Origin of the sequence: Bacillus shivajii (assembly GCF_020519665.1) — a bacterium.
GTDB classification, from domain to species: domain Bacteria; phylum Bacillota; class Bacilli; order Bacillales; family Salisediminibacteriaceae; genus Bacillus_CA; species Bacillus_CA shivajii.
The window spans coordinates 1,975,899-1,988,835 of sequence record NZ_CP084703.1 but is presented as its reverse complement, the minus strand read 5'-3'; the positions used below and the strand labels follow the sequence as shown (position 1 = coordinate 1,988,835).

The following is a 12,937-nucleotide window of genomic DNA, read 5'->3' as shown; positions in this document are numbered from 1 at the left end:
TATGTTTAACTTAATTTTGTTTTGATTTTAGGTACTGTAATATTTAACTTAACATCCTTACTAAACAAAGAATGAACTTTAACGTGTTCACTCGTTGATTCTTTCACGTCTATGCCTTCGACAAATAACCTACCTTCAACCATACTCTCATTTTTTTCCCTCAAATAAACACCATGTTTATCTTTGATCAATTCCATATAATCAATGAGCTCACGTAATCCTGTAATAGCATATTCCGTTCGTTTTGTATCTTTCACTTCACCAATCACGACTTTTACTAATTCATCGGTTTCTTTCGTATACATCTCAATAATAATATCTGGTCTGCCACGCCAATAAGTCGTCTGATCAAAACCGCCTTGAAAACTCGCTTCAGCTACTTGATGAGCAAAATCCATAGCAGATATTTTTTTCTTAATAAAAGGGTGCTCCACTTCAGCGACTTCTTCGGTAGAAACATGAAATAAAATGTTTGGCGACCCTTTTGAGTCGTGATATATATGGTAAGAGTGTTCCTCATCTTCCCAGCTTGCAACGAGATTATTTTTTCCGTTGATCAACTGTAACTGTGCATTCTCTGTACTGCATTTGATTAATTGGATCGTCCAGTACAACTCAAACAACACTTCTTCTTTATCAGGAAAGATAAACGTTTCGACTAATAAAGCTTGCAAAACATCTTCATCATACTTCCCTTTCATCAGTTCGCGGTAATCAAGCAATAGTTTAGCGGCTTTTCGATACAATGGATTACGGTGTGTGAGTGTTTTTTGAATCATTCGGTTCGTGACTTTACTTTCTTCTGATTGAACCTTTGATAGATAAACATTTTTTCGGATCATATCCTCAACTATGCCCTTTAATTCCTTCCACTCCTTAAAGTAATCATATTTTTCAAGACGGCTCGTATCAATTTTTAAAAATAGGATCTGATATAACGTACTAAGACATTCTTTAAGGACAAGATTTTCAGCAATGTCATAATTACGGATGGATTCATTACAAGAAAAGATCGTACGATCATTATGATTTCTTTTTATCCGCTCTTTTAATGTATTTGACCAATTGATTTGACCGCGAACTTCGCCAGAGTAAACTTTATTGGTGGACCTTGTCGACGTTTTAAACCGTCGTATCTCAACAGGTAATTCTCGTACAAATTGTTTCACGTCATCACGTATCAAAAAATGAATCATTAATAAATGATCAAGTTGAGATATATTTAAATTCGCCTTTTTTATAAAAGAGTTCATCCCTACCTTTCCCGCTTTCAAGTAAACAATGAGAAAGTCACTTACCTCTTTCATGATTTCAGTTCGTTTCATGAGTTACTCCTTTATTTGGAAAAAATCAACGGCAAAGTTGTGTAAACGTTCTTTGTCAATTTCAGTTAGTTCACCCATTTTGTTTACAAATTCGATGATTTCATGATCCATCAGCCCTTCAAACTGAGGCATAACATATAAAATAATTGCTGAAGTAAAGTCTCCATCTTCTACCGTATACTTAGCAATGTCTTCAACAATTGCAGGACCGATTTGTCTTTTTTCGTTAATCAATTTCCACGTTTGAGTGAGCGGCCGAATATAACTATGTTGCTCTATTCCCCATTGAGTAAGGTACGATTCTACAAGTTCATCTGATATAACCTTTGGAACACCAACAGGAATAAAGGCAAAACGTCTCATAAACGCATAGCTCATTTCATATAAAGATGCTTTATCAAAAGTGTTCATCGTTCCAATTAAGCGCCAATCATTCGGGATGATATATTCGTAATCATTTTTTGGAAAAGTCATATTATCCTTTTGCGGTCGAACGATGACCTGTTTTCCACTTTCTGCTGTAAAAGGTAATGAAATTGAATCACCCGTTAACGCTGAAAATAAAGATCCAAAGGCTTTATCAATGTCGGCACGATTCATTTCATCAATGATCAACCATTCATTTTGCTGTTTATACGTATTTGAGTTTTTAAAGCATGACAAAAATAAACCTGGTTTAAATGACAGTGTTCCATCTGCCTCTGGACGATAGCCACCAATCGTTTCATACGTTGACCAATCTGAGGTGGCTGTTGTCATTTGATAATCGACTTCAAAACTTCGGCAAATTTCTTTCGCTAATTTTGACTTCCCAGTTCCTGGAGGTCCTGTTAAAATGATATTCTTCCCGTTTTTAAGAGCAGTTTGGGCTTGGTTCATGATTAATTGTTTATCTTCAAAGTGTAGACCTCTTATCTCAATTGGGGTATTAAAATCAATTTTCTTTAGTCCTTCATCCCTTGTACTAATTTCTTGTTCTTCTGGCTCCTCTAGTGCAAGAATCGTCTCGTATTCTTCTTTTGTCAGTTCAAATAAACTGCCTTGTGCACCGTTTTTTATTGGGTTCGCGTTCTTTAATTCGTCGACTTCAATAACTTGTGACCAAGAGATTGGTTTAACATCACGAATGTATCGAAAAGAAACTCCGTCAACTAGCTCTGGAAAACCTTCATGTTCTTCTTTATGAAGGCCTTCAACGACTTCACCTATTGCTACGATTTCTCTTCGAGGAGTAGACTCATAAAAAATGATTTTATCTTTCGGTTGAGCAGATTCAAACGCATGAAAGATCCTTCTTTTATTTCCTTTTTCATTATAAGCTGTATAAAAAACTGCTTCCCCATTCTTTATTTTGCTTACATCCCAAATCGAAGGATTAGCCGTTAACCAAAAATACTGCACGTCTTCATCCTCTTCAACTGCATCCCCTATCTCAAACCCGTTCATAAAGATTTCCTTCCTCATTTCATTATTAAATATTGCTTCCTCTAATTGATCATGATTATGATGTCGGTACGGCGAACGCTTTTGATTTTCAAATAGTTCTACGATATATTGAAGCGTTTCTTTATAATTTTCTTCAAGTGTTTTTGATAGGGATTGTACATCTGATAATGGGAGTACATAGCAATTTACTTTTTTGGTCATCCCCATCTTTTTAAAGTTATAATCGATCTCATAACCGTCCAGTTCACTGGTTTCAGTAAAAGGAAGGCGGACTTCGGTTCCTTGTTTATTATGGGAAAACCCTAAAACTAACCAGCTACAAAAATTGATATGTATAGATTTTCGACCCTTACGATAAGTGACCGAAAGCCGTTCATCACCAGGCCCTTCAATACCAAGTTCAGTAACCAAATTATATGTAAAATCAAAGGCCCAATCAGCTTCATTTCTTGAATGAAAAATGTTCCCTCGGCCAATCATTAGTTCGCGATTGACGCTTTTATTCTTCGTATAATTCTTTCCAATGATTTGGTCGGTGTCTTTTAAAACGATGGTAAATTCTCTATCAATTAAAAAATTATTGGATTCGTCTCCACCACTGAAGTTATTTAATTCATTTCCATTAGCTATTTCATTTGCAAACCTTAATACTTCCTTTGGTGGATATCGCTTATCATTATGCAGTACCTCAAATTTAGTCGCTGGCCTTACATTTTCAATACCGATTTCATCAATCTTCTCTAACGCTTGTTCGATATGTTCTTTTGTTATGTTGCTTGGTATTGTCATTGTACTTCCCCCCTATTTTTGATAGGTTATTTTAAAGCGAATCACTTTATCTCTTGTCCTTCGCTTATCTTTGCAGATAAAATGCCCCGTTATAAGTCTCTTCACCGTTTTTCCCATTCAGATAAAAATGTATAACAGCACAATAAGGATTAATCTATTCGTTTACCTTCGTACTTATTAGATCCATTTTATAAAATTCCGTATTACATTTCCCCTCATTCTTTTAGCGCATAATACTCCATGATGAAAATTTATCTAGTTACCTTCAAAGGAATCAACATATTTTCCATACGAACAAAAAATGTTTCGAAATCCATTGTTCCATCATTTTTTAATCGAAGGACTTCATTCTGCATCCACTTCCATTCCTCTTTTAACTTAGGAGATAACCGTTCTTCTTTTTCCCGTATTTGTTTTAATATATCAAGGTTCTCATTAATGAAGGACTCGTATGTATATTGAAAGGTTTCTTTTTTACGATCAATTTCTTTAACATATTCTATTTGCGAATATTGTTTTTCATTTATTTTACCCAGCTTGTTATTCGTTTCAAGCCATTCTTGACGCTCTATTTCTTTTAGTGAATCTTCTAGATCCTTTATTTGATCGTCCAATAAAGGGATACCCATCTCAAGTTGCTGCGTAATCGATTCTGGTAATTCAATACCTTTATTTAGATATCGCTCTACATTCGTATACTGTTTCTCATGAATTTTAAGTAATATCTCATCCCGTTTCGAATTGATCTGTAAAATCCCTTTTTCGATGTCTTTCACAACATCTACTGACAAACCCGTATAATGTTCAATACAAGTTGAACCTAGTTTATACGTTTTGTTTTTAGAAGCATGAAAAACAATATATTGAAAACGTAAAGCTTTTCCGCATTCACATTTGTATGGTTTGTTCCCTTTACCACCATCTAATATTTCTACAAGTTCCCAATCATCAATTACATTTCTTTTTTCTTCCTCGGTTATTTGATCATCTATTACAATCCCCTTTTTTTGGGCTAGTGCTTCAAACCATTTGTCTCTTCTTCTTTGATTTGTGTACTCATTTGTCCAGTCTTGTTGCTCTAAAGTGAGTGTATTCCAAATACTATCAATTTGTTTTTGACTTAACGGTGAATGCATAACTAAGCCCTCCCTTTTAAAAGATAAGTATTTATTTAGTAAAACTCTTTACCCTTGTATTTTTAATAGTTCTTTCAATTCTTCTATAGATAACACATGATCTTTTTTACGATGTATCATACGATGACAATTAGCACAAACGGGAACTATATCCTTTTTAGGATCGACCTCTATTGCTTCGTCTAATGTACTTAGTGGTTTCATATGATGTACTTCGATAAAATCTTTACCATGTTCCCCGTATACTTTCTCGAAATCAAATCCACATGCAATACAAGTTGTGCCGTGAACTTCTATTGCCCGCAATCTGTTTTTACCTTTCCTTTCATAGCGATTTCTAAAATACGGTTTAACTTCTCCATCCTTATAAAAAGACGAGTATTGTGATTTTTCTGCTAGAATGTCTTGTTTTACAACTTCTATTAATCTCTTTTTATCTAATTTATTAAAGAGCTTCTGTAAACTTTGTTTCGGTTCCTTTTCCCAAGGATCATTCTTTGCACGATCTTCTTTATAATGCACCATCGTTACATCTTGGATATTCACCATAGGGTTATAAGAAAACAACAGTTCAAATCCCTTTTGTTTTGCATATGTTAATAACTGTTTAGAATAACGATCTTCACTTTTCGTTCTACTAACGATTTCGTGCTGGTTTAATAATAACGTCTCATATATAAATGGCCTTCATTATTCTTATCTAAGAACCGTTTTATAGTTATAATGTAATACATTGTGTCTTTACCCTTTATATATGTTTTACTTGTTAGTTTTTGGTTGAATTTTTCATTATCAAAACGTAAACCCTTACTCACCTTAAAACCTCGCTTATTAATCTTCTGTTATGACGATCATTTATTTATACTCCTCTAAGCTTGAAAACCTTTCTGTCAATCTAATTCATAAAATTTCACCATTTTAATTTCGACAAGATATAATATTTCCCTTTAATCTATAATACGACTAACAGAAAATTGCCACTTCCAATACTAGTAGACAACAAATATACACTTTGAATTTCAAAACCATAAAACTTATCATTACATAGAAGACACCCCCGACCTGTTACAGATCGGAGGATCAAATGTCATTCTGTAATTATTACTTTTGGTTATATACATTAGTTATTAATACTAACTATCTCTAATAACCAATAACTCCTTTAATTTATCCAATATCATCTTTTCTCTCTTTTCCATAAATATATGAAAGTTTCCGATACAAAGGTCAACTTCAGGAATGTAATGCTTCGTTTTATAACTTTCTTTCTCCATATCGGTTTTATAATTTTCATTGAACCATTCTTCAAATTGCTTATCTGACTTTTCTTGGTTTGGTACACCCTCAAGTAATTGTAGGTTCCCTAGAGAATTATGGTTTTCAACACAATAAGCTATTGCTTCATCTGATAACCCAAATTTACGTAACTTTGCACGAGATTTCATGAGACTCTTTGGGAAAATATGATCTTGATGAAATAAATTATTATAATCGAGAGTAGGATAAAGTAGTGACAAAACTGAAAATGTGTACTTTTTTCCATATTGATAATTGAGTAAATCCTCTACCTCTTCGTCTGTAAACTTCATCGATTTATTTGTTATTTTTAGGTTATTTCTAATTTCATGATATGGAAATGAGTCATTGTTATTTTTAATAATTTCTCTTAATGGCTTAATTACGTTATCCGGTTGGCCTCCGAAAACTCTTTTTAGTAGAGCCACTGTAATAAAGTTTTTGATCCTTTTTCTATCTTCTTTGTAATCCTTTGATTCAACAAAATTCTTTGGGTTTCCTTTTTTATATAAGTAATAAGCAATTGGTATAATCACGTAGTTTGCAGTTAGCGTTTTGTAATTAAACCCTAAGCTTGAAATAAGCTCGACCGTCAATCGAATAGATTGAGATATATCCTCCCATTCTGATTCAATCTTTTTCATATTCGTAGTGTTAAAATTATCAACTTTAAATGCAATATCATTTAAATCAATTAGTACGAGACAAGTTTTCAAAACGATATCTTTGTTAAAATCAAATGTATCTCCAATGTTATTAATTTCATCAACAAATAAAGTGATCGTTTCTCTGGCATCTTCTTCTGTCCATTGCGCTGTCGCGATTGATAACAATAAATCTGAATAACTTAGCTGTGTTCCGCCACTGTTCACTCGGATAAAAATATTTAAAACCTTATCAAGTTCCTGCCCTTCCTCCAAGTAATAGTTCACTGTTCCTTTTCTCATAATCTGCTCATAAAGTAAACTTAGGCACTCCGAAGCATAATTACTATCTATGTTGTTTTCTCTTACATATTTGAAAATGTCATTCATACCTTTAAACTTAAGTATATCGGAAACTTTAAACCACTTGTTGCTGTCCTCTTGCTGGGATAAGTCTTTCTTACTTAAGAACTTAAAATCATATGTATAATCTATATTCTTTGATTCTTCTAATAGATTTAAATATAGCTCTTTTTTTACAAATGATTTTTCGTATTTCCACTTCTTATAAGGTAATTTTTCAGCGTATGTTCCTTTTAAACCAATATATAAAGAAGTTAATCTTTGCTGTCCATCTAATATTGCAGTAATAGGTTTTCCGTCAATGAGGTTTGCTTTCACATTATGGCGATTATTCTTCTCATGAAAATCTCGAATAAATTCATAAAACTGATATTTTTCAATATTATTTTCTTCTACATGCCAAAACAAAAAAGAACCAATAGGATAATCTTTCATAATAGAATCAAATAACCTTTCAATCTGTTCAGGTTTCCACACAAATTCACGCTGTATAGAAGGTAAGTAATATTTTCGCTGGTCAATATTTTCGATTGCTTTTTGTATCGTAATCGCAGTTTGAAATGCCATAAACGTTCCTCCCTCATACTCTTTTTAGTAAATTATACCATATAAATGTTTGTTCGGAAGTCTTCACGAAATAGGACCTAGGAACAATACAAGCTTTCCACACTATTTCGAAATTCCTCAAACAAAAAAACATCCACCCTCGTGGAGTGCATGTAAAATGAATGAGATTTATCTGTCTAAACCAAACTCTCTTCCGTTTCGTATCCATAATATTTCGCTAAATAGCTATCTATCATTTCCTCTACTTCATCGGTAGAAAGCATATCTAACACCATTGCCCCACCAACGACGTTCAAATATTTCGTTGATTGGACGAAATGGTCACGTTTAATGGTAATGCCCTTTTCTTTTAACTTAATCAGCGACTTTAAGATCCCTTTTGTAATATTTCGGTTCGATGTAAAGTTAGAAGAAAAGAAGACGACACATCTTGCGGAAAAGTCTTTTTCGGTGAAGAAGTCTGTTAACCAATAAGGATTTTCTTTGTTACTTTCATCATAAGTCATATAGCCAACCCTTAACAATAATTAGAGGTTTAAAACGATTAAGTCCTCGTTGTATCCCCTTCCATTCAAAAGCAATGATTGCTATAACTACATGTATGTCTTCCGCTATGTCCTTTGTCTTTAACATGCTCCTTTATCAGTCATTGATTCACCACAAGGCAATGCGGTTTCTGGAATTTCTGATATGCCAAATGAACATGCTCCAGGTTTCTTTGATCTTAATAATTAAATTATAAATTGAGTCAATTACATAATTACGTTTTTTTGTGCAATAAAACGAATGATATGATATTTTTTCACTAGATGTACGTTTATTAGAAAGTGAACGTAACAAAAGGCGGCGACTCCCGGAGGATAAGCGCAGTCTGAAGATCCACTTAGGCGAGGAGCCTTCGAGCCTAAGTTAGCTGAAGACAAGCCCTCGGGAAAGCGTCCGTCTGAAGTGAAGTTTACGCTCATTATTCGGAATTTCTCATCTTATTTTGAGTTATGAAATTGATTCAATTACTAAAAAATTTACAAAAAAAGACTGAAATCAACTCTCAGTCTTTAGGTTAACTTTAATATCTAATTTAGATAAAGCATCCAACATTGCTTTCTTCGCCTCTTCCTCATCAACACCATGTATTTCTAATTCGGATTCTTTTAATTCCAATAATGAAACAGTTAGCCCTAAAAAACTTTTCACATCAACAGTACGATTATTCGTGTGCATGACAATACTAGATTTATATTTATTAGCTTCTTGAACGACTTCAACCATTTTTTGAGTTGGAACCGAACCATGCATACCAGCTTGAGAAACTTTTAGTACTTCAGTTACTTTTTTAAAATCCATATACAAAATCTCCTTTTAATATTAAATCTATCCATTGATTATAACATATCAACTCTGGCGACAGGTGCTTGTTATTACTAACGTACAACCAATTTATTTGTATTAGTTAAATGATAAGCCAAACTGGTTCGAACTTAGTATGGATCACCATAACAGTACATGCAAAGTCCTTGATCAGAGGTTACTGGAAAACCGAGTCTTGTGTCATAAAGAACTCCATGCGTCCAGTACTGTCAGCTAGACACGTTGCCTCACTTAATAAAGCACCATTCCGCTCATCCTTACGTAATGTTCCATATACAATAACGTTGAACGTTTCATTCATACAACCAACTACTTCTTTTTTCATATTTTTAAAGTGACACAACGTGGTAACTGAACCCTTCATTTTCTAAATCAAGTAAAAAGGTGCCAGACCCTCAGCTAAGTAATACTTTACTGCATAGGGCACCTCAACTACGTAATCACCATGGAAAGTCTCAAATGCTGGACCGATAAAATAATGAGTTCCCGCCTCTCTTTACAATTTATCTTGTTCCTTCTTATCTGCATTTCGGTTACGATTAAAGAGGAAAATCAAATTATTTTTCAAGGTGGGAATATAAAATGGATCCAATACAGAAGTGGAACGAAAAACATAAAACGAAACTGGAAGAAAAAAAGCCCCAGGAACCAAATTCGTTACTGACCCAGCTCATCCCCGCCGTAATGGACGGTACAGCTGTCGACCTTGCATGCGGACTGGGAGCCAACAGTCTTCATCTAGCTGAAAAAGGCTATGATGTTAAAGCTTTTGATATTTCAGACGTAGCCGTCGATCGTGTGAATAAGCAGGCAGCAGAAAGTAAGCTGTCTGTGGAAGCGAAAGTTGCCGATTTAGCAACTGACGACGGCATAAAGCTAGTGGCAGATACGGTGGACCGAATTAAAAGCGCTGAACCAGGCGAGACCTCCTCGGCAGATGCTGTTATCATGACCTACTACTTAGAGAGGAAACTGTTTCCATTTATAAAGGACCTTGTAAAAACGGAAGGCTATATCTTTATCGAAACATATGTCTCAGTACCGGGAATGACAGACAAACCTGTCTCCGAAAAATACAAACTCCGGCCTGACGAGCTCGTAAATGAATTCGGTGACTGGGGTATTGTTTATTTCGATTTCAACGAAGAAGCAGGCATTCAGACAATAATGGCAAGAAAAAAATAAGAAGCTTAGGGACGGTTCTTGTGCTTCCTTAACCATATATCGAGTATAAATTAGTGGTGGTGACACAGCTGTCACATGAGTTGAGCGAAAAAAAAGCTTCTGGATTCATCCAGAAGCAAGTTTTAGTTTGTATCACTTATTTGTGTTTTCTCGCCGGTTACCCAACCAAAATAGATATTAACACCCTTTAGAAGAACAGGCCCTACAATATTATTTTTCTTTGGCGACAAGTGAAACAGTTCAACGAACGCGGCATAATCTTCAAACCCCTCGCCTTTCTCACTAAAAGAATGCACGAGCATTACCGCATTTTTAGCTATTACGTTATGTGCTTCGATAAGCGCCGAAGCCGTACGGAGTAGTAATTGATACCTTTTGTTTAAAACAGTTTCTTCTTGTAGGTTTAATAAATTTAACAAGTAATCTAATCTCTTTCTTTTTCCATTACTAGGATTAACTCCCTTCCAAGTTTCTACCGTTTCTCCAAAAGGTTCTGAAACTTTACCTTCAACCATCATCGTTACTAGCTCATCACCTGATTTCGCTAAAACATATAGATCATTTTGTGAGCTTGCGGAGCCCCCTGGTAAAGAAACTTTGTATTCAGGGAATCCGAATAAGATATCAACTTCCTGAAAAAGTGGAGTTACTCTTCTTAAATACTCGCTCAACACAAGATGGTAGTTTCTTAGCATTCTCCCAAGAATGAGCTAACTCATAAGCTGAATAGTCTTCCTTCCATTGTTTCTTCGGATCTGCCAAGAGATCTTTCCATGCATTTACACCATTTGTCGGAACATAATACCTTCCCATTTTTATCACTCCCTTTGAAGCGCTGGGGACGGTTCTCCCGCTTCCAAATATTCTTAACATAAGGGTTCAACAAATTAACGGAGTATCCTCCCAAAATACTCCTGAAGTGTTGGAGTGAGGAAACGTAGAGGCGTTTTTTCTTAACCACCTCTGACATCGTATTTATTGAAAATACCAACTATATTAGTAAACCCACATTTTTTTTGCTATTTTTTCGCGCAAGTCCTCTTTTAAATGTTTCGAGTTGATTTAGTGATGCATTTCTTAATTGTTGAAAACATTAACTAGGCGATTTGCATAGGATATTGTGAAAATTATAAAGGAAGTGAAAATATGTATTATGGACCATATAGGTTTCAAAATCCTTACTATGTAGCGCCAATGCCTGATTATCGAAACCAGTTGTTATATCAGAATTATCAACAAGGGGGAGGGAATTTAAATCCTTATTATTCATCACAAATTCCTAATACGCAAGGAGTTGTGCCTTTATCTAATCATAGAAAACAACCTATTAATATTGAAGATGCTTCTATTCGGGAAAACAGTCCTTTAAGCTCGTACAGAGAGAATTATGCATACAGTTTAGGCATACAGGCTTATATATATGGATATCCCCTTGTCACCACGGAAAGAACTAGGCAGCTGTCATCGTTAGTACAAGAGTCCTTTGGCCCAGCATTTACTGTGTCAAATGAGTTTATTTATTATGATGAACTTCTTACGCCTGATTACAAAGATGTCGTATCACCCAATGTTGATACCCTTTATTTCGTTGGCTGGCTGGATCTCACCCGGAACCCTGTCGTTCTAAATGTTCCGGATACAAATGACAGGTACTATGTCATCCAATTATTAGATGCCTGGACAAATACCTTTTCCAATATAGGGCGCCGCACAACAGGTACGGATGCTGGAAAATTTGCCATCGTGGGTCCCGATTGGAAAGGCATTCTGCCTGTAGATGTTAAAGAGGTCAAATCCCCTACAAGCACTGTATGGATCATAGGCCGTATCCTCGTAAAAGGTGAAGATGATTTAGAGAATGCTCAAGCTATACAAAAGCAATTTACAATGACAACACTGGATGGAAAAAAGGCCCCATCCGTCATAAAACCTGCAAATACATTACTTTTAGAGAATAAAGTGGAAGATCTTAGTGCCCTGGATTTCTTTAAAACGATGACAGACTTAATGATTCTAAATCCTACTATTAATAATGAGGCCCTTGAAAAACAATTTGAGCATATCGGTATTGATCTAACGTACGGCTTTGATGCTAATAAATTAGATCCAGAATCCATTGCGGGGCTAAATCGCGCTGCCAAAGACGCATTTCAAATAATTGCAAATAGTGAAGAAGAATTAAACGCCCGGATTGTTAATGGGTGGTTGGTAGTTGACGGTTTGGGCACATATGGGGATGAGTTCCTTCAGAGGGCATATATTGCTTTTAGCGGACTTGGTGCAAATGTGAATGAAGAGGCTAGTGCTCCTAGAGCTTTTACTGATGATCAAGGGAATCAGCTCAATGGGAAAAATAAATACATTTTACATTTTAATGAAGACCAGCTGCCCCCGGTAGAAGCTTTCTGGTCAGTAACAATGTATGGCTCGGATTTCTACCTGGTGCCCAATGAAATTAACCGTTATGCCATTGGAGACCACACCCAGGGCCTTGAGTACAATGATGATGGCTCACTTGATATCTATATCCAAAAAGACCGCCCAATAAATAATGAATCAAATTGGCTACCTGCACCGGAAGGAGATTTTAATTTGTTGTTAAGGCTGTATCAACCCGAAGCAAAAATATTAACTGGCAGTTACGAAATACCAGGGGTAAAACGTGTTCGGTAGAAGCGTGGGGACGGTTCTTGTGCTTCCAAGTATTCTTAACATAAGGGTTCAACAATGAAACGGGTATCCTTCAAAAATATATTCAAACCTGAAACGCTTCTATTACCTTTATCCGAGCTTCAAATATGTAAAAAACCAGTCACTC

At 35.3% G+C, this 12,937-nt stretch carries 10 protein-coding genes and 1 pseudogene; 2 read left to right on the top strand and 9 right to left on the bottom strand.

Features of this window, described 5'->3' with window-relative positions; all coding sequences use genetic code 11:
• Positions 1 to 5: 5 nt before the first annotated feature.
• The 8 genes from LGQ02_RS09795 to LGQ02_RS09760 form a co-directional block, all read right to left on the bottom strand.
• Positions 6 to 1,325 (bottom strand): hypothetical protein, encoded by a 1,320-nt coding sequence (locus LGQ02_RS09795; protein WP_226517969.1) that lies wholly within the window; start codon positions 1,323 to 1,325, stop codon positions 6 to 8.
• A gap of 3 nt (positions 1,326 to 1,328) precedes the next feature.
• Positions 1,329 to 3,560: an AAA family ATPase gene (locus tag LGQ02_RS09790; protein WP_226517968.1), complete on the bottom strand. Its 2,232-nt coding sequence runs from the start codon at positions 3,558 to 3,560 to the stop codon at positions 1,329 to 1,331.
• A 251-nt stretch (positions 3,561 to 3,811) separates the two neighbouring features.
• Entirely contained in the window at positions 3,812 to 4,696 is an 885-nt protein-coding gene (locus LGQ02_RS09785; RefSeq protein ID WP_226517967.1) for a hypothetical protein, read from the bottom strand.
• A gap of 48 nt (positions 4,697 to 4,744) precedes the next feature.
• The gene (locus LGQ02_RS09780) at positions 4,745 to 5,263 is read right to left on the bottom strand and encodes an HNH endonuclease (RefSeq protein WP_226517966.1); all 519 of its coding nucleotides are present in this window, start codon (positions 5,261 to 5,263) and stop codon (positions 4,745 to 4,747) included.
• A gap of 566 nt (positions 5,264 to 5,829) precedes the next feature.
• A complete protein-coding gene (locus LGQ02_RS09775; protein WP_226517965.1) occupies positions 5,830 to 7,566 on the bottom strand; it encodes a DUF262 domain-containing protein in 1,737 nt (578 codons plus the stop codon).
• 176 nt (positions 7,567 to 7,742) lie between these two features.
• Positions 7,743 to 8,072 (bottom strand): DUF6339 family protein, encoded by a 330-nt coding sequence (locus LGQ02_RS09770; protein WP_226517964.1) that lies wholly within the window; start codon positions 8,070 to 8,072, stop codon positions 7,743 to 7,745.
• 535 nt (positions 8,073 to 8,607) lie between these two features.
• A complete protein-coding gene (locus tag LGQ02_RS09765; protein WP_226517963.1) occupies positions 8,608 to 8,910 on the bottom strand; it encodes an HPr family phosphocarrier protein in 303 nt (100 codons plus the stop codon).
• 181 nt (positions 8,911 to 9,091) lie between these two features.
• The gene (locus LGQ02_RS09760; RefSeq protein ID WP_226517962.1) at positions 9,092 to 9,235 is read right to left on the bottom strand and encodes a hypothetical protein; all 144 of its coding nucleotides are present in this window, start codon (positions 9,233 to 9,235) and stop codon (positions 9,092 to 9,094) included.
• 281 nt (positions 9,236 to 9,516) lie between these two features.
• On the opposite strand from LGQ02_RS09760, the gene LGQ02_RS09755 reads away from it, so the two are divergent.
• Entirely contained in the window at positions 9,517 to 10,119 is a 603-nt protein-coding gene (locus tag LGQ02_RS09755) for a class I SAM-dependent methyltransferase (protein ID WP_226517961.1), read from the top strand.
• Between the two features lie 122 nt (positions 10,120 to 10,241).
• Here the strand turns inward: LGQ02_RS09755 and LGQ02_RS21475 are convergent.
• A pseudogene (locus LGQ02_RS21475) lies at positions 10,242 to 10,932 on the bottom strand (DUF6946 family protein).
• Between the two features lie 333 nt (positions 10,933 to 11,265).
• Between LGQ02_RS21475 and LGQ02_RS09740 the strand changes: the two are divergent.
• A complete protein-coding gene (locus tag LGQ02_RS09740) occupies positions 11,266 to 12,792 on the top strand; it encodes a DUF1254 domain-containing protein (RefSeq protein WP_226517958.1) in 1,527 nt (508 codons plus the stop codon).
• The last annotated feature ends 145 nt before the right edge of the window (positions 12,793 to 12,937 follow it).

What these genes read in the sequence shown, in the direction of transcription:
- LGQ02_RS09755 (WP_226517961.1), top strand. Translation starts at nt 9,517, where the DNA reads ATGGATCCAATACAGAAGTGGAACGAAAAACATAAAACGAAACTGGAA.
- LGQ02_RS09790 (WP_226517968.1), bottom strand. Translation starts at nt 3,560, where the DNA reads ATGACAATACCAAGCAACATAACAAAAGAACATATCGAACAAGCGTTA.
- LGQ02_RS09795 (WP_226517969.1), bottom strand. Translation starts at nt 1,325, where the DNA reads ATGAAACGAACTGAAATCATGAAAGAGGTAAGTGACTTTCTCATTGTT.
- LGQ02_RS09770 (WP_226517964.1), bottom strand. Translation starts at nt 8,072, where the DNA reads ATGACTTATGATGAAAGTAACAAAGAAAATCCTTATTGGTTAACAGAC.
- LGQ02_RS09785 (WP_226517967.1), bottom strand. Translation starts at nt 4,696, where the DNA reads ATGCATTCACCGTTAAGTCAAAAACAAATTGATAGTATTTGGAATACA.
- LGQ02_RS09760 (WP_226517962.1), bottom strand. Translation starts at nt 9,235, where the DNA reads ATGAATGAAACGTTCAACGTTATTGTATATGGAACATTACGTAAGGAT.
- LGQ02_RS09740 (WP_226517958.1), top strand. Translation starts at nt 11,266, where the DNA reads ATGTATTATGGACCATATAGGTTTCAAAATCCTTACTATGTAGCGCCA.
- LGQ02_RS09765 (WP_226517963.1), bottom strand. Translation starts at nt 8,910, where the DNA reads ATGGATTTTAAAAAAGTAACTGAAGTACTAAAAGTTTCTCAAGCTGGT.
- LGQ02_RS09775 (WP_226517965.1), bottom strand. Translation starts at nt 7,566, where the DNA reads ATGGCATTTCAAACTGCGATTACGATACAAAAAGCAATCGAAAATATT.